The sequence below is a fragment of the Myroides odoratimimus genome, assembly GCF_030326305.1.
GTDB classification, from domain to species: domain Bacteria; phylum Bacteroidota; class Bacteroidia; order Flavobacteriales; family Flavobacteriaceae; genus Flavobacterium; species Flavobacterium odoratimimum_A.
The window spans coordinates 36,355-51,585 of sequence record NZ_JACAKB010000017.1; the positions used below are offsets into that span (position 1 = coordinate 36,355).

Below are 15,231 nucleotides of genomic sequence, written 5' to 3' on the forward strand. Positions count from 1 at the left end.
CGAACTACTTATTAGTTAGATAAGATATTAAATGCCAAAAAAGATGAATAAGACAAATTACACAAATTATAGTATTGAAGAATTAAAACAAAAAGAAAAACAGTCAAAAGTATTAGCTGGTTTATTGGTAGGGATGCTTCTTGTTCTCTTGGTGTTCTTGGGATATAGAGCTTTGACAAAAGGCTTTAATGCTTTAATAGCTGTTCCTTTTGCACTTTTGCCAACTGTGATAAACTTATACACTACTGCTAAAAATATTAGAAAAGAGATAGAATCTAGACAAGAGAAATAACTTGCTATGTTTATTTAGTTTCTTCTTCAAGGTTTTTATGCTCAGCTCCCCATTTGCCTAGTGCTTTAATGATGGGAGCTAGTTTTAGACCTATAGGTGTAAGTTCGTATTCTACGCGTGGGGGTACTTCTGGATAAATAGTGCGGATAATAACCTTATTCTCTTCTAATTTGCGTAGTTGAAGAGTAAGCACTCTTTCTGTAATATTTGGTAATACTTTTTTAATCTCTCCAAAACGCATCTTCCCTTCAAGTAAATAACAACAAATAGCCATCGTCCATTGCCCTCCAATTATACTTGTGGCATATACCTCATTACATTCATTTTCAAGGGCTTTTTTGTTTTCGAAGTGAGTAGAAGTCTCCTTAATTTTGGTCATACTTACTTTTTTGATAGTATCTAACAATTGGGCGCTAAGGTACAAAAAGCTGTTTGAACTCCCTATTTTTGCGGTAGTAATAACGATTAATGCTAAGAAATGATGCGTACATTAGTGATCTTAATCCATCCTAATTTTGGAGAATCTATTGTAAATAAGTTATGGTTAAAGGAGTTAGAACAATCTCCTGAACGATACTTTATTCATAATTTACACAGTGAATATCCTGACGGAATACTTGATATTCAAAAAGAACAGGAATTGATAGAATCCTATGACCATATTGTATTTCAATTTCCCTTTTACTGGTTTAATTGTCCTCCTTTGTTTAAAACGTGGTTAGATGAGGTACTGACTTATGGCTGGGCTTATGGTAGCCAGAGTGGGTATAAGATGAGTAATAAGAAAATAGGATTAGCCATATCAGCAGGAATTGATGAGCAGGAATATAGCACAGAGGGAAAGTATAAATATACTCTAGAACAACTGTTAGCTCCTTTTGAAGTAACCTTTAATTACATTAAGGCTGACTATCAAGGATTCTATGCATACTATGGTATAGAGCAGGATAGCTCAGTAGAAACCATCAAAAACAGTGTAATTCCTTACATACAATTTATAGAAACAATATAATATTTTAAAAAGTAGATAATGACATTAGAATTATATCAAATAGATGCCTTTACAGAACATATTTTTCATGGAAACCCAGCTTGTGTTGTACCCTTAAAAAGTTGGTTACCTGACGAGGTATTATTTAAAATAACAAGAGAGAATGCGGTTGCAGAGACAGCATTCTTTATAGATAATGGAGATAGTATTCATTTGAGGTGGTTTACTCCTGAGATAGAAATGGACTTATGTGGTCATGCTACATTGGCTACAGCACACTGTCTATCTAGTATATTAAACTATCCAAAGGATAGAATTGTATTTGACACCAAAAGTGGTGAGCTAATTGTAGAGGTTAAGGATGGGATGTACTATATGGATTTTCCTTCAAGAATGCCAGAGGCTTCAGCATTACCTGATGTTATCGCTAAATCACTTAATATACAGCCTAAAGAAGTTTTCAAATCTAGAGATTATATCTTAGTCTATGATTCAGAGGAAGATGTAAAGAATATTAAAGTGAATCAATCTGTTTTAGATTTAATCAACTTAGATCCTGGAGGAGTGGTAGTAACATCAACAGGAGTAGAGAGTGATTTTGTTTCTAGATATTTCACACCTCAGTCTACTATTCTTGAGGATCCTGTAACTGGATCAGCACATTGTTCTCTTATACCATTCTGGTCATCACGATTAGGAAAGCATACACTTTTTGCAAAGCAAATATCAGAAAGAGGAGGTGAGCTATACTGTGAGAATAAAGCCGAAAGGGTAATCGTAGCTGGTAAAGCGAGAACGTATTCTAAGGGACAGTTTTGGATAGAATAAAGTAATGATAATACAAAAGAGGATAGGTATATATTTATCTTCTTTTGTATTTTAGGAGGGAGCCTATTGATTACTTACATTGTATTTCTTAGTGACAGAAGGAGATTAACTCTAAGTTATTATCAAGGCAATAAAATCAATATTAAATATTTAGGAGGTAATTAGAAGTTTTTTTATATGTTTACTAGTCTAGTAACAAACACTTAAAAAAACTAAATATTTATCATGAAAAAACTTTGTCTTATTTTAACCTTAGCATTGGTAGGTAACACTTTTGCACAAGAATCTAATGATTCTATTGCTGTCAGTAGATTCTTTTATAGCACAAAAATCTTAAAGGATCCTCAAAAAACAGATCAGATAACGGAAGGGGTAGCTATTCTAGATATCAATCAAAGTAACTCTCGCTTTACTGATTATGGTAGTCTACAACGAACTGAGTTTATGGCAACCTCGAAGACAGATAAATCATTGTCTAGAATGGATATAATGAATAAACTAAGGCAGTTTAAATCTGGTTTTGCTTGGTCTGTATATAGTAATGCTGATGAAAATAAGTTTTATCTTGAACAAAGTAGACAAAAGTATTATTATAAAGAGGATAAAAATAGTATCAAATGGACAATTGCTCCTGAGGTAACTCAATGGGAAGGATATAATGTACAAGAGGCAACAACAAGCTATGGTGGACGTGTGTGGTATGCTTTATTTACAACAGATATTCCTGCATTAAATGGCCCTTATAAGTTTAATAATCTACCTGGTTTTGTAGTTAAGGCATGGGATACGGCAGGAGAGTACGCTTTTGAGTTTACTAATAGCCAAAATATAAAATTAGCTAAGGATGCTTTAGACGGATTAGCTAATTATGAAGAGGTGTCTAGAAAACAAGCTAAGAAAGCAGATAAGGTTTTTTATAATAAAACAGCTGTAGATTTACTGATAGAGTTAAATCCAGCAAATGCAAAAAATATAGATCAATATCCTGCGAGGATGAAACAGAAACTGATCTTAAGTAGTAATCCTATAGAAAAAGATTTTTAATTAAATCATATTTATTATTGATAGGAGTATGATAACTTTGCACTAGAGTATATAGTAATACAGATAATAATGGGAAGAAATACACCTGCCAATAGAAAGGCTGTCAAGGATAAAATAGATAAAAAGAAGAAGAAAGAACAGGAAGCAGCTGTTAAACGCAAAGCACTTCTAAAAGAAATAGTGAACCAAATGGCTAATAAGAAGTAGTTATTTGGACATAAAATATAAAGCCTATATCAAAGGAATTACTATTGATATAGGCTTTTTTATACTTACTAGCTATAATCTTTATATGAATAGATTATCTTAGATAAAGTATTAATAAATTCAAAAAGGATGAAACAACTTTTAGTGTTATTTATGGTGTTTTTTGGTATAGAGGCTACTTATGCGAAATGTGGATCATTTGGCTTAAGTGCTTTCCCTAATGGATCGACCATTAATCAGAACTCTATCTTTATGATAGAGGGCTATGCTGACAGTCAATCAATCATTAAAGCGCTTAATAAGGAATATCCCATATATCTTAAAAGTGGTGATAAGATAGTGCCATTAATTGTGACAGAGACTTACGTAGGCAGTTTTAATTTGACACAAGCTATCTTAAAGCCTAAGAACGAGTTAGAGGCAGGCCTTGAATATACCTTAGTAATTAATAATCTACCTCAACATGACAAATTAGAAAGACGTAATACAAAGTCGGGTAAATATGAAGCCATAACGTATAAGGTATTGCCTACTGTTGATACTAATAAACCTGTGGTTGCTTCTAAGCCTAAGATAGAAAAGAAAGAAAACATTATGTATGGATGTGGTCCTTCTTCTAATGTGATATTTTCTAATCCTACCAAAGATGATTCAGAGTTCTTAGTAAAGACTACAATGAAGAATGTAAAGACAAAAGAAGAAACTACTTATTATTTAGTTGCCTATAAAGATACTATTAGTGTAGGGCATGATATGTGTTCAGGGGCTTTTAGTTTTAAAAGAGATAATGATTATGAAATAGAGTTTTCCTTCATGGATAGTTCTGGTAATATAACAGAATGGGAAGGAAAGCGAATTAAGTTTAGTCCTCCTACGTTTAAGGGAATATTTTAATGTATTAGAAATAGGTAATTACATATTATGTTCTGTTAGGACACATAGGTAGGGGTGTAAAACATTACGCCCATGTAAAATATATGTCAATAACATAATACCAACATCCTATCGCCCCTACGATGACGCATACTGGATGTTTACGATGCACCACATGATACAAATATATAATATGATTTTAATACGATATTCAGATAGAACCACCTACAGCCTGTGCATTAAGACATGCCCCAATAAGGTAAATACTTTGGAGCATGTTTAAAGGAGAGCACTATTGATATAGTCTTATTTTACTCGAATTAGTTCGACTCTTCTGTTCTTAGCCTTATTACTGTCAGAGTCATTAGCAACTAATGGATTCTCTGCACCTAAGCCTTTCGTTGATAGTTTTTCTTTAGCGATGCCTTGTTTTATTAGAGCATTCATCACTGTATTAGCTCTATCGGTAGATAGTTTTTTGTTGTGAGATGCTTCGCCTGTATTATCTGTATGTCCTTCAATCGAAATCTTTAAAGAAGGATCTTTCTTTAAGGCAACAGCTATTTCATCCACTACTTTTTCTCCATCTTGAGTAAGTGTAGATTTATCGATATCAAAGTTGATATATAAGATAGATTTACCTTTCTCTGTTAGATCTTTTACTATTTCGTCTGCTGTAATTTTAGTAATTGTCTGTTGTAGAGCTTCTTCTTGTAAGATATTAAGCTTACCACCTGCATTATTAGCAGTGTATTGGATATAAACGTTTCCTTGATTATGTGTACGGATAATATAAAGTTTAATTAATTCTCCAGTATATCCGATATCTCCTTCATCTCCTTTATTAGGATCTTGTTTATTATAACGTTCATATTCTTCCCCTGTGATTTCTCCTTCAAAAACTTTTACTGCTCCTATAGAATTTAAATAATCCTCTAAGCTTTTTTCAAAGTAGCGTTGAGAAAACTCTTCTCCTGTTACAGCAGTTACATTAGTTTTATACAGTTTTCCTTCAATAGGAGTCATTACTCCATCAATAGGGAAGTAACATATATCAAAGTTTTTCTGAAATGGTTTGTTCATTTCTTTTAACCCTTTAGGCAAGGTAAAGAATGGGAAAGTACCTATATCCGCTTTGCTATAAGCTATATCTTCAATATTAAATCCAGCTATAGGTCTGTCTATTTCTTCAACATTTGTTGATGTTTGTTGAGTTGTTATTTCGGGTTTATTTTCTTCTTTGTTCTTTTGGTTACAAGACATTACGATTAATGCCATTGCTAATAAAAGTGTGGTTTTTTTCATGTTTTGTGTTTTTTGATTTGTTTTTTGTTATTTAATGACAATCCAAAAATCGGTAAAAAAATGATAGATAGTATATTAAATTTTAAAAAGGGATGAATGCTTACTATTCTAAACTACTTTTTATTAAATAATAAGTATTGTTTAAAATAATTCTAAATAAAACAGTTGTATTAAAAGTAGTTTTTTTATTTTTGATAAAACTCAAAATGTACTAATTATGAATTACTTTATTCGTTTCAGTTTATTATTCTTTTGTTTAACGTTCTTAATGTCATGTAATAATAGTGATGTTCCCGAGAAAGCTACGCCAATTACTAATTTTGATGTTGACCGTTATTTGGGAACATGGTATGAGGTAGCGCGTTTTGACTTTCGCTTTGAAAAAGATCTGAATAATACTTCAGCTCAGTACAGCCTAGATAAAGACGGTAATGTAGAGGTTCTTAATAGTGGATACAACTATGTAGAGAAGGAGTGGTCTGTAGCAAAAGGAGTAGCAAAGTTTAGGAATGATAAAGGAACAGCAGCTTTAAAAGTTAGTTTCTTTGGTCCTTTTTATTCTGGTTATAATGTCATTGCTTTAGATGAAGATTATAGATATGCTTTAATAGCTGGAAAAAATCTTGATTATTTATGGATTCTATCTAGAGAAAAAACTTTGCCTGAAGATGTAAAAGTAAAGTATTTAGAAATTGCTAAAGAAGTTGGATATGATACTAGCAAACTTATATGGGTAGAACATGATAAGGATAATAATCCGTATTTAAAATAATAAGAAGAGTATTCTCTAAAGAGGCTTTATAGTATATAGAGTTAGTTTAAGAATATGTAAGTTGCGTTTATTATTAACACAGTTGTGAGTATATAACCCTTATTTACTGTAGTATATGTTTTTTTATAAATGTAAATCGTTATATTACAGGTAGGATACAAATGATAATGTAATAAAAACGTTTAAATCCATGACTATATATAGTTATCACTTAGTGAAAGTATCTTTATGGATGAGACTAAAATTGCTATTTAATTCACATAGATTAAAGAGATAAAAAAGTTTATTACACATAGAAGTAATGTCTAGTATGGTGTTAGGTTCTCCTATTTTTACCCTATCCAGATTAAAACTTAGGCATGTAGTTATATTTGCCCAATGGGAAGATGAACGTGTATTAGATTATTTTTTAATCCATAATACGGTTGGTAGAACACTTGCAAAAGGAGAGTATCTCAAGTTAAAATTAATCAAACAATGGGGAAATGTCTCAGGGTTTGTACCAGAGGAACTAGAGAGTACTAGTGAAAACCAATCTGCTTCAGTTGTAGCAGTTACAGTGGCTAGAATGAAGTTCTTACAGATACCAAGGTTTATTAAATGGGGAAGACCAGTAGAGATGTTGGTACGGGATCACCCAGGAGTACTATCTGCTACAGCATCTATTGGTTTTCCACATACAGTTTCCACTTTTTCTCTATGGAATACACAGAAAAATATGTTAGATATGGTCAAAGGACACGGTAAAATAGACAAACCTAACCGTCATATAGACGCAATGAAAGAAAGAGAGCGAAAGGACTTTCATTATGAGTTTACGACTCTTAGGTTTAGTGTTATTTCAGCACCTGAGAAGTGGGGTGGTAAGGTTAAAGAATAAAGGAGATATAAAAGCACTGTACAGCTACATGGATATAGTTTAAGAATATATGGATTATAGTACAGTATAAGATGTTACGATTAGTAATCTTAGAGATATACCCAAAGAAAAGCGAAACAACGAATACTAGTACAAAAGCTAATATGGCATTAGGTAACGGCATAATATAAAAGAAACCTAAGTGCGCAATAGTCATTAATAAAGCAGTGATAATGTTACCTGGACTGATGCTTTTAGATGAAGGTTTAATGTATTTATCAATGTAATTTTGAATTAACCCTCTGTATAAGACCTCTTCTCCTAAAGCCTTTATCGGAAAGCATATCAGGATAAAGAACCAAATCTGATCTAAGTATTCATGATGTATATCTGATGAATCAGATAAAAATATCTGTAGACTATTAACTACTAAAAAAATAACAGCAAACAAAGTAGTGTATTTGATTAGATTTTTCTTAGACTTGCTGTCTATGTTTAGTTTTAAAGAAACGCGAATAGGTAATGTATGTTTCTTGATAAAAAGGATACTTAGAATAATTAAAGGAATAGAGGCTAGTACTGATTGATACTCTGTATTGTCAATAAAGCTTAATGAGAAATAGGTAGCTGTAATAACAGTATATAATAAAAAGTATAGTAGAATCGGATAGATAAGTTTATTCTGTATCTTCATAATAATTGTTTAGTTAGTAGTGATTTTCATTATCTTTACTAAGATAGAGATAGTTTTGTCTGTAAAGTAATGTAAATGAAAGAATTGTATAGTGTTTTTTAATATGAGGGTTTGTTTTTTATTATTCTGTTTATTATTTAGTAGTATAGATAGCTTAGGACAATATAGTACTAATAACCACTTAACTATGAAAGGACATATCGTACATTCAGTATTAATAATCGAGAATATCAGTTATATGTTTCTTTGCCCTCTAGTTATAATGAGAAAGCAGATGCTGTTTACCCCGTTTTGTATGTATTAGATGCTTATTATTCTTTTGCTATGATTTCTTCTATACATAAATTACTTGATTCAAGTCAAGAAATTAAGGATGTTATCATAGTTGCGATAGGTGATAAAGATCAGTCTACACCCGCTTGGTTTAAAAATAGAATGATAGATTATACTCCTTCTAATGATTTGAACGTAGATGAAGAGGTGGCTACAGGACTTGGCTTAGAGATATCTGAAGAAATAACAGGAGGTGCTAGTAAGTTCTTACAATGTTTAAGAAAAGATATTATTCCATACATTGATAATCACTATAAGACTTCTAAGGATAGAGGTATCACAGGGCATTCAGTAGGTGGATTATTTGCAGCATATTGTTTACTTAATGCTTCAGACCTGTTTAGTCATTTTGGAATAAATAGCGCTTCATTATTTTGGAATAATAACGAAATGATTTCTGCTGTTAAAAACTCTTTGGTTGGAAGAGATATACGAGTGTTCTTATCTTATGGTAGTTTAGAACCAGAAGTTATTATCTTGTCTACTAATTTGTTTCTAGATGCTTTAAAACAATACAAAATAAATGACAGTTTCATTATAACTAAAGTTTTTGAAGAAGAGACTCATACTTCTGTAATTGGCGCATCTATGAGTAAAACACTTAAAATATTATACAATAAATAGTATCAGAATGAGAAGACAATTATTTTATATCATCTTGTTCTTCTTGCCATTTGTTTGTTCTGCACAATATACAGTACAGGAGTATTATGAATTCTTAGAAGAGCAAAAACAGTCTCCTAAAGATTATATTTTTGAGCTGTTTAAAACTAATGATATTGTTATTCTAGGCGAACGTGACCATAGAGAGTCTACACAGTATGATTTGATTCTAAAGATATTAAAGGATAATAGATTTATTAATGAAATCGGTCATGTATATACAGAAGTAGGTGTGGTTAATCAAACAGACAGGGGAAACATTGTTGTTAAAGGAGATTATAATAAACAAGAGGAGTTCGAAAAGGAGTTAGTTTTATTATATAGAGGACTTGATTATAATGCTCTGTGGGATAAGTATAATATGATTAAATATCTAAAAGGAGTTTATGCTATAAATAAAGATTTATCCATTCAAGAGAAGATAACCATAGGTTTTACTGATTGTTTTTTTGAATGGGAAGGAATGACGAGAGAAAAGTATATAGATTTTGAACGAAAGTATTTATCTACGTTAAATACACGAGATAGTATTATGGCTTACAACTTTATAGAGTTATATGAAAATCAGCGTCCAATTAATGAACATAAAAAAGCTTTGTATATACAGAATAGACCTCATGCTGAGAAAATAGATGATATCATTGGTAATCTTAAGGTAAAGACTGTTGGAGGTTATTTAAAAGAAAAATATAGGCATCAAGTAAAGATAGTAGCTTTGAACTGGTACAATTATGAATCAGAAAACTCTAAAAGTCCCAAATATGGTAAAGGACATAAGATAGAATTATCCAATGAAGGTAAATGGGATGCTGCTTTTGAGTTGATAGGAAATAAACCTATAGGTTTTACTCTAAAAGGAACTCCTTTTGGACAAACTCACTTTGATTATCCTTATGTTGATGATGATAAAGTATTGTATCAAGACAGATTAGATGGAATCATTTTTTATAAACCTTTTTATCAGTTTAGTTGTACACGTGGTCTACCTGGAATAGTTGATAAACAATTTGTAAAAGAATTGATACAAAGACAGATTATTACAGGTGTTTATGAAGAAGGAGAACACTATGCCATAGAAGATGAAATAGAAGATTGGGAATCCTTTAGGACTTATGATTGTGTAGATTACTCTAGAATGATCCAACAAATGAATAAATGGTTAGATAAGGGGGGTGAATAGTAAAAACTACTTATTATGAAAGTAAGAGAGTTACATATTGATTCAGAGGTAAAAGTATTTGTTATCATTAATCAAGACAATGAAGATGTGCTTGAGTGGGAGGTTGAAGCTACTAAATACGCTGTACTGCCAGATGCAGAAGGGGATTTTTTTGTCAAAGGATTAGAGATTTCGAATACTGGTATATCTGAAGTATATATAGGAATGATACTTCCTGAACGAATAAGTGAAATAGCCCTTAAAAACAATGTATTAGGTCAATTGACAGTATTAGAATGTGTTGAGACGAGTAGTAATCAGTATCTTCCTTCGGTGGCTAGTGAGTGCTATGGAAATTATGAGTTATACTATGTGCATACGAATCCGAAAATAGGAATAGATGTTTTAAAAGAGGGGCTTCAGCAGTCTGATCATTATGGAGCTATTGCTGAAGATTTAGGATATATTTATCGAGATGAACAATGTATTTATAAAGCTATAGAAGTTTTTAAGATTAGCGAAGAGATAGGAGTGTCTTCTTTTTATATTTACAAAGAGTTAGCAGGTTTATATGAAGAGTTAGGGAATACTCCAATGAAAGAAGAATATAACCTTAAGTATATTGAAAACGGAGGTCTATAATATCTACCTCAACGCCAACCACATACGCATATTATCATAGTACCTATCATTGTCTTTAATGAAATTAGGGACAATGCCTACCTCTTTAAAGCCTTGTTTACGGTATAATTCTATTCCTGCTATATTCTCTGTATAGACATCTAATGTAAGTATCTCAAGTGTATTATTTCTTTTAGCCCATTCTACAGCACTACTTAATAATGCTGTTCCTAATCCTGTGTTTCTCCATTCTAGTAATATTCCCATGCCTAATACAGCTGTATGTTGTAGTGTCTTTCTATGCTGCCCTGTTAGATCTAAATTCCCTATTAATTGCCCATTGTATTCTGCCACTAACATTATAGAATTATCAGTACCATTGAGTTTCTCAATCCAAGCTTCTATTTCTGCTACAGTCTTATTAAAATCACTACTGTTAATAGGAATATACTCTGAGGTGTCTAAGTATTGTTTGATAAGATTTAATAATGCACTAGCATCATTTGAGCTTGCAAGGCGAATAATTACTTGTTTATTGTTCTTTAAAGAAGTCGTTATAGGGGTAAATAGCATACTTAAATCAGTTAGAATAGAGGTGACAATATAGCAATAAGTAGAAAAAGTAACAACGTTAAGATATTCTAATGGAGCAGAACTAATCGAACGCGGAGCATTGATTAATGTGCTTCAGAGTAGGCAGAAGCTATTAGTCGGAGTAGATGTCTATGAGCAAGAGCCTATCTATGATACTAATTATGAGTTACTACATTTTGATAATGTTGTATGCACACCTCATATAGGATGTGTGGAAGAATCTAGTTATGAATTATATTTCGGAACAGCTTTCGAGAATATGATCAGTTATATTAAGGGTACACCACTTTATATTGCTAATCCAGAAGTCTTGTAAATAATAAAAAACGGATACCCTTATAAGGTATCCGTTTTTACTCTAATAAGTCAGACTTATTGATGACGAAGTAGGTAAGTGGTCTACTTGGCATTTTTATTTTTTATCCGAAAACACCGTTGATATAATTCTTAGTCATTTCGTGTTTAGGATTCTCAAAGATATCTTGTGTCAAACCGCTTTCTTTTACTTCACCTAGATACATAAAGTAAGTTTGATCAGCGATACGCTGTGCTTGTTGCATATTATGTGTTACAATAGCGATTGTATATTTCTCTTTTAAATGAAGAATAAGTTCCTCGATTTTAATTGTACTTACAGGGTCAAGTGCAGAACACGGTTCATCCATTAAGATTACTTCCGGACGAAGCGCTACAGCTCTTGCGATACACAGACGTTGTTGTTGTCCTCCTGATAAGCGATGAGCTGGCATCTTTAAATCATCTTTTACTTCATCCCATAAAAATGCTTCTGTTAATGCTTTTTCGATTACACTTTTATCATGAGGGAGATTATTGATCTTTAACCCATAAGCGATATTGTCATAGATGCTTTTTGGAAAAGGATTCGCTTTTTGGAATACCATCCCGATGCGCTTTCTAATCTCCGTTACAGGTATAGTCTTAGAATAGATATCCATATCTTCTAACTTGATAGTTCCATTTATTTTAGCATAGGGAACTAAGTCGTGCATACGGTTAAAGCTTCTTAGTAAAGTACTCTTACCACAACCAGAAGGCCCGATAAGGGCAGTTATTTTATTTTCTTCGAATTCTACACTTACATTTTTTAAAACTTGTTTGCTTCCAAAGCTAATATTTAAGTTCTCAGCAGATAATTTAATTTTCATTTTTTCTGAATTTATAACGGATATAAAATGCGCTTAAGTTTAATAGGAACACTACGATAATCAACACTAATGCTGTTCCATAAGCAATAGGTCTTACTTCTTCTATTGACTGATGTTGTGTCGATAGCATATATAAGTGATAAGGCAGAGCCATAAACTCCTGGTTTAGATATCCATTCGTATCACTGATATAAAACGCAGCCCCTGTGAATAAGATGGGAGCTGTCTCTCCAGCTGCTCTTGATAGTGTTAGTACTACACCTGTTAGAATACCTGGTACAGCAGAAGGAATCACCACATCTTTAATAGTCTCAAATTTAGTAGCTCCTACTGCTAGTGCTGCTTCTCTCGTACTATTTGGTATTTGCATTAATGCCTCTTCTGTAGTTGTGATAATATATGGAAGTGATAATAGTCCTAATGTTAATCCAGCAGCTAGTAAAGAAGTTCCTAGAGATAGCGTCTGAACAAATAAGGCTAATCCAAATAATCCATAGATAATAGAAGGAACACCTGATAAATTACGTATAGCTGCTCTAATCGTTCTAGTTAGCCAGTTGTTTTCTGCATATTCATTTAAGTAGATCGCACAGAATACACCGAATGGAATACTGAATAAAGCCGTGATAAGAGTAATAAGCACTGTACCTATAATCGGTGTAAGAATACCTCCCTTAGTCATTCCTTCTTTAGGAATAGTAGAGATAAACTCCCAAGATAAACTTCCCATTCCTTTTGTCACAATCTCTAGGATGATTACAACAAGGAAAAAGCACACGATAAGAGTGGTTCCTACTAATGTTCCCCATTCTACGATAGAGGATAGTTTTAGTTTATTATGCTGCATGGTATTTTCTTAATCTATTTATAAAATATTCTCCTACTAGGTTTGCGATAAGTGTCATGAAGAACAAGACTGTCGCTAGAGCGTATAACCCATAGTAGTGTGTTGTCTGATAAGGAACTTCCCCCATTTCGATAGCGATAGTCGCTGTCATTGTTTTTACAGAATCAAAGAATCCAGTAGGTATTAACGCCGCATTACCTGTTGCCATAAGTACAGTCATGGTTTCTCCAATGGCTCTACCTACTCCTAACATGACTGCCGAGATAATACCTGGAGCTGCTGCTGGAAGGATTACTTTGCGAAGAGTCTGCCATTTAGTAGCTCCTACACCATAGCTTGCTTCTTTATATGTTTTTGGTACGGCATGTATAGCATCTTCTGCAATTGTAATAATAGTAGGTAGTGCCATTATCGCTAGTAAGATAGCTCCATTTAGGGCATTAAGACCATTAGGTAAACCTGCCATATCAGCTAAGCCAGGGCTTACCACTACAATTCCTAAGAAACCAATAACTACTGAAGGAACCGCAGCTAGCATCTCTATAGCTGGCTTTAAAATATTCTTTAGTCGTGTGCCAGCATATTCAGATATAAAAGCAGCTGTACCTATTCCTAGAGGAATAGCGATAAGCATCGCTCCTAAGGTTACTATGGTAGTACTTAGTATAAGAGGGAGCATTCCATATACAGGGTTCTTTGCTGTAGGATTCCATTCCATCCCTGTGATAAAGTCAAGGGGCTTTACATCCATAAAGAAGGAAATAGAATTATATATTAACATAGCTAATATTCCTCCTAATAAACAAAGCACTAAAAGACCAGTCGCTTTAAAGATGTACTTAAAAGTAACATCTAATCCTATTCTAACGTTATATTTCATATTATGGTCGTTCTATTATATAATAACCGTGTTCTTTGATCAGTTGTTTTCCGATCTCACCGTTTTCAAAGTCAATGAATGGTTTTACCTTTTCCCACGAATCTTCTAAGATGAACTGATACAGTGGTCTTTGGAAGAAGTATAGACTGTTATTGATTGCATTGGAGTCTATAGGAGAATAAGCTTGTGAAGTAGCAGTTTCTTTAATACTCAATATCTTTACAGTAGGATTAGTAGCTGTCTCGTGAGAGATATAACCTGCACCTACATAGCCTATCCCAGATTTGTCCGTTTTAATACCTTCTAAGATTTGAGCATTTCCTGTCATTTCTTTAGCAGCATTAGAAAACTCTATCTTTAGCTTCTTCTTAATAAAGGAGTGAGTACCTGAGCTACTTTGACGACCATAGATATTAATAGGTAGGTCTACAGAAGTAAGTTCTTTCCAATTGGTGATTTCTCCTTTCATTATTTTAGCTAAAGTTTCAAGATCTATTTCTTCTATAGGTAGATCCTTATGTACTACAAAGGCAGTAGCATCCTCAGCGAATATGACAGTACGAAGCTTTATATTCTTGTTTTCGAACTGTGCAATCTCTTTGTCTGATAAAGGGCGAGAAGAATTAGCGATGTCAGCTTGACCATTTAGTAAAGAGGTAATACCAATACCTGAACCACCACCAGAAATAGCAATACTAAAGTCAGAATCTATTAGAGTGTATTTCTCTGCTAGGTTTACTGCTAAATTTACCTCTGTGTCAGAACCTTTCATCTTGATAGAATGATCCTTGTCTCCACAAGAAAGAAATAATAAAGAAGAAAAAATAACTAGACTTTTTCTCATAGATAAATAGTGTTTTTTCATTGAGACAAAGTACTTATGTGATTGTGACCTATGAGTTACTACTGTGTTATCATAGAGTTAAGGAGAGTTATTTATTGATAATATAACATATGTGACAAAAAATCAGTTATCTCTTATTGATGATAGGGCTAAATATAAAAAGTTTATAATTTTTTAGGCACTTTCTCATTTTGTGCAATGAAATTACAGTATTGATTAAACTTTTCAATGTTATCACAAGGTTAATAATAGAGAAAGG

19 protein-coding genes and 1 pseudogene are annotated in these 15,231 nt (G+C 32.7%); 12 read left to right on the forward strand and 8 right to left on the reverse strand.

The features are described 5' to 3' along the window. Positions 1-43 precede the first annotated feature (43 nt). A complete protein-coding gene (locus HX049_RS12300; RefSeq protein ID WP_286416149.1) occupies positions 44-292 on the forward strand; it encodes a hypothetical protein in 249 nt (82 codons plus the stop codon). A 10-nt stretch (positions 293-302) separates the two neighbouring features. On the opposite strand, the gene HX049_RS12305 is transcribed toward HX049_RS12300, so the two are convergent. Further along, the gene (locus tag HX049_RS12305; protein ID WP_006260142.1) at positions 303-671 is read right to left on the reverse strand and encodes a winged helix-turn-helix transcriptional regulator; all 369 of its coding nucleotides are present in this window, start codon (positions 669-671) and stop codon (positions 303-305) included. A gap of 102 nt (positions 672-773) precedes the next feature. Here HX049_RS12305 and HX049_RS12310 point away from each other — a divergent pair, with 102 nt between their 5' ends. The 5 genes from HX049_RS12310 to HX049_RS12330 all read left to right on the forward strand — a co-directional run bounded on the left by HX049_RS12310 (position 774) and on the right by HX049_RS12330 (position 4,256). Beyond that, positions 774-1,304: an NAD(P)H-dependent oxidoreductase gene (locus tag HX049_RS12310; protein WP_286416211.1), complete on the forward strand. Its 531-nt coding sequence runs from the start codon at positions 774-776 to the stop codon at positions 1,302-1,304. An 18-nt stretch (positions 1,305-1,322) separates the two neighbouring features. Beyond that, on the forward strand, positions 1,323-2,111 hold the full coding sequence (locus HX049_RS12315; protein ID WP_286416151.1) for a PhzF family phenazine biosynthesis protein: 789 nt from the start codon (positions 1,323-1,325) through the stop codon (positions 2,109-2,111). A 225-nt stretch (positions 2,112-2,336) separates the two neighbouring features. Beyond that, on the forward strand, positions 2,337-3,155 hold the full coding sequence (locus tag HX049_RS12320) for a GLPGLI family protein (protein ID WP_286416152.1): 819 nt from the start codon (positions 2,337-2,339) through the stop codon (positions 3,153-3,155). Positions 3,156-3,224: 69 nt separating this feature from the next. Continuing rightward, positions 3,225-3,362 carry a hypothetical protein gene (locus HX049_RS12325; protein WP_006260146.1) on the forward strand — a complete coding sequence of 46 codons (138 nt, stop codon included), beginning with the start codon at positions 3,225-3,227 and terminating at the stop codon, positions 3,360-3,362. A gap of 129 nt (positions 3,363-3,491) precedes the next feature. After that, a complete protein-coding gene (locus HX049_RS12330) occupies positions 3,492-4,256 on the forward strand; it encodes a hypothetical protein (RefSeq protein WP_286416154.1) in 765 nt (254 codons plus the stop codon). Between the two features lie 285 nt (positions 4,257-4,541). On the opposite strand, the gene HX049_RS12335 is transcribed toward HX049_RS12330, so the two are convergent. Beyond that, entirely contained in the window at positions 4,542-5,540 is a 999-nt protein-coding gene (locus HX049_RS12335; RefSeq protein ID WP_286416157.1) for an OmpA family protein, read from the reverse strand. A gap of 217 nt (positions 5,541-5,757) precedes the next feature. On the opposite strand from HX049_RS12335, the gene HX049_RS12340 reads away from it, so the two are divergent. Beyond that, positions 5,758-6,312 (forward strand): lipocalin family protein, encoded by a 555-nt coding sequence (locus HX049_RS12340; protein ID WP_286416158.1) that lies wholly within the window; start codon positions 5,758-5,760, stop codon positions 6,310-6,312. 190 nt (positions 6,313-6,502) lie between these two features. Continuing rightward, positions 6,503-7,192, forward strand: a pseudogene (locus HX049_RS12345) (hypothetical protein). Here HX049_RS12345 and HX049_RS12350 read toward each other — a convergent pair. Beyond that, positions 7,182-7,865 carry a CPBP family intramembrane glutamic endopeptidase gene (locus tag HX049_RS12350; protein WP_286416160.1) on the reverse strand — a complete coding sequence of 228 codons (684 nt, stop codon included), beginning with the start codon at positions 7,863-7,865 and terminating at the stop codon, positions 7,182-7,184. The pseudogene HX049_RS12345 and the gene HX049_RS12350 sit on opposite strands and share 11 nt — an antisense overlap. Before the next feature lie 213 nt (positions 7,866-8,078). Between HX049_RS12350 and HX049_RS12355 the strand changes: the two genes are divergently transcribed. From HX049_RS12355 to HX049_RS12365, 3 genes are read left to right on the forward strand one after another with little or no spacing between them, the layout of a single operon-like run. Next, positions 8,079-8,822, forward strand: a complete 744-nt coding sequence (locus tag HX049_RS12355; protein WP_286416213.1) for an alpha/beta hydrolase — start codon at positions 8,079-8,081, stop codon at positions 8,820-8,822. Between the two features lie 7 nt (positions 8,823-8,829). Continuing rightward, on the forward strand, positions 8,830-10,041 hold the full coding sequence (locus tag HX049_RS12360) for a hypothetical protein (protein WP_286416162.1): 1,212 nt from the start codon (positions 8,830-8,832) through the stop codon (positions 10,039-10,041). Between the two features lie 15 nt (positions 10,042-10,056). Beyond that, complete coding sequence (locus HX049_RS12365; protein ID WP_286416164.1) at positions 10,057-10,662, forward strand: hypothetical protein; 606 nt, start codon at positions 10,057-10,059, stop codon at positions 10,660-10,662. A 3-nt stretch (positions 10,663-10,665) separates the two neighbouring features. Here HX049_RS12365 and HX049_RS12370 read toward each other — a convergent pair whose 3' ends face one another. Next, positions 10,666-11,214 (reverse strand): GNAT family N-acetyltransferase, encoded by a 549-nt coding sequence (locus HX049_RS12370; protein ID WP_286416166.1) that lies wholly within the window; start codon positions 11,212-11,214, stop codon positions 10,666-10,668. Positions 11,215-11,299: 85 nt separating this feature from the next. Here HX049_RS12370 and HX049_RS12375 point away from each other — a divergent pair, with 85 nt between their 5' ends. Beyond that, positions 11,300-11,551, forward strand: coding sequence for an NAD(P)-dependent oxidoreductase (locus HX049_RS12375; protein ID WP_286416215.1), 252 nt, complete (start codon positions 11,300-11,302; stop codon positions 11,549-11,551). Between the two features lie 103 nt (positions 11,552-11,654). Here HX049_RS12375 and pstB read toward each other — a convergent pair whose 3' ends face one another. From pstB to HX049_RS12395, 4 genes are read right to left on the reverse strand one after another with little or no spacing between them, the layout of a single operon-like run. Beyond that, positions 11,655-12,401, reverse strand: coding sequence for a phosphate ABC transporter ATP-binding protein PstB (gene pstB / locus HX049_RS12380; RefSeq protein ID WP_286416168.1), 747 nt, complete (start codon positions 12,399-12,401; stop codon positions 11,655-11,657). Then, positions 12,391-13,248: a phosphate ABC transporter permease PstA gene (gene pstA / locus HX049_RS12385; protein WP_006260158.1), complete on the reverse strand. Its 858-nt coding sequence runs from the start codon at positions 13,246-13,248 to the stop codon at positions 12,391-12,393. Before pstA ends, pstB begins: the two co-directional genes overlap by 11 nt. Next, the gene (gene pstC, locus HX049_RS12390; protein ID WP_006260159.1) at positions 13,238-14,128 is read right to left on the reverse strand and encodes a phosphate ABC transporter permease subunit PstC; all 891 of its coding nucleotides are present in this window, start codon (positions 14,126-14,128) and stop codon (positions 13,238-13,240) included. Before pstC ends, pstA begins: the two co-directional genes overlap by 11 nt. A 1-nt stretch (position 14,129) precedes the next feature. Continuing rightward, complete coding sequence (locus tag HX049_RS12395) at positions 14,130-14,972, reverse strand: substrate-binding domain-containing protein (protein ID WP_286416169.1); 843 nt, start codon at positions 14,970-14,972, stop codon at positions 14,130-14,132. Between the last annotated feature and the right edge of the window lie 259 nt (positions 14,973-15,231).

Coding starts and splice junctions, on each gene's coding strand:
- HX049_RS12300 (WP_286416149.1), top strand. CDS start 44: ATGAATAAGACAAATTACACAAATTATAGTATTGAAGAATTAAAACAA.
- HX049_RS12305 (WP_006260142.1), bottom strand. CDS start 671: ATGACCAAAATTAAGGAGACTTCTACTCACTTCGAAAACAAAAAAGCC.
- HX049_RS12310 (WP_286416211.1), top strand. CDS start 774: ATGCGTACATTAGTGATCTTAATCCATCCTAATTTTGGAGAATCTATT.
- HX049_RS12315 (WP_286416151.1), top strand. CDS start 1,323: ATGACATTAGAATTATATCAAATAGATGCCTTTACAGAACATATTTTT.
- HX049_RS12320 (WP_286416152.1), top strand. CDS start 2,337: ATGAAAAAACTTTGTCTTATTTTAACCTTAGCATTGGTAGGTAACACT.
- HX049_RS12325 (WP_006260146.1), top strand. CDS start 3,225: ATGGGAAGAAATACACCTGCCAATAGAAAGGCTGTCAAGGATAAAATA.
- HX049_RS12330 (WP_286416154.1), top strand. CDS start 3,492: ATGAAACAACTTTTAGTGTTATTTATGGTGTTTTTTGGTATAGAGGCT.
- HX049_RS12335 (WP_286416157.1), bottom strand. CDS start 5,540: ATGAAAAAAACCACACTTTTATTAGCAATGGCATTAATCGTAATGTCT.
- HX049_RS12340 (WP_286416158.1), top strand. CDS start 5,758: ATGAATTACTTTATTCGTTTCAGTTTATTATTCTTTTGTTTAACGTTC.
- HX049_RS12350 (WP_286416160.1), bottom strand. CDS start 7,865: ATGAAGATACAGAATAAACTTATCTATCCGATTCTACTATACTTTTTA.
- HX049_RS12360 (WP_286416162.1), top strand. CDS start 8,830: ATGAGAAGACAATTATTTTATATCATCTTGTTCTTCTTGCCATTTGTT.
- HX049_RS12365 (WP_286416164.1), top strand. CDS start 10,057: ATGAAAGTAAGAGAGTTACATATTGATTCAGAGGTAAAAGTATTTGTT.
- HX049_RS12370 (WP_286416166.1), bottom strand. CDS start 11,214: ATGCTATTTACCCCTATAACGACTTCTTTAAAGAACAATAAACAAGTA.
- pstB (WP_286416168.1), bottom strand. CDS start 12,401: ATGAAAATTAAATTATCTGCTGAGAACTTAAATATTAGCTTTGGAAGC.
- pstA (WP_006260158.1), bottom strand. CDS start 13,248: ATGCAGCATAATAAACTAAAACTATCCTCTATCGTAGAATGGGGAACA.
- pstC (WP_006260159.1), bottom strand. CDS start 14,128: ATGAAATATAACGTTAGAATAGGATTAGATGTTACTTTTAAGTACATC.
- HX049_RS12395 (WP_286416169.1), bottom strand. CDS start 14,972: ATGAGAAAAAGTCTAGTTATTTTTTCTTCTTTATTATTTCTTTCTTGT.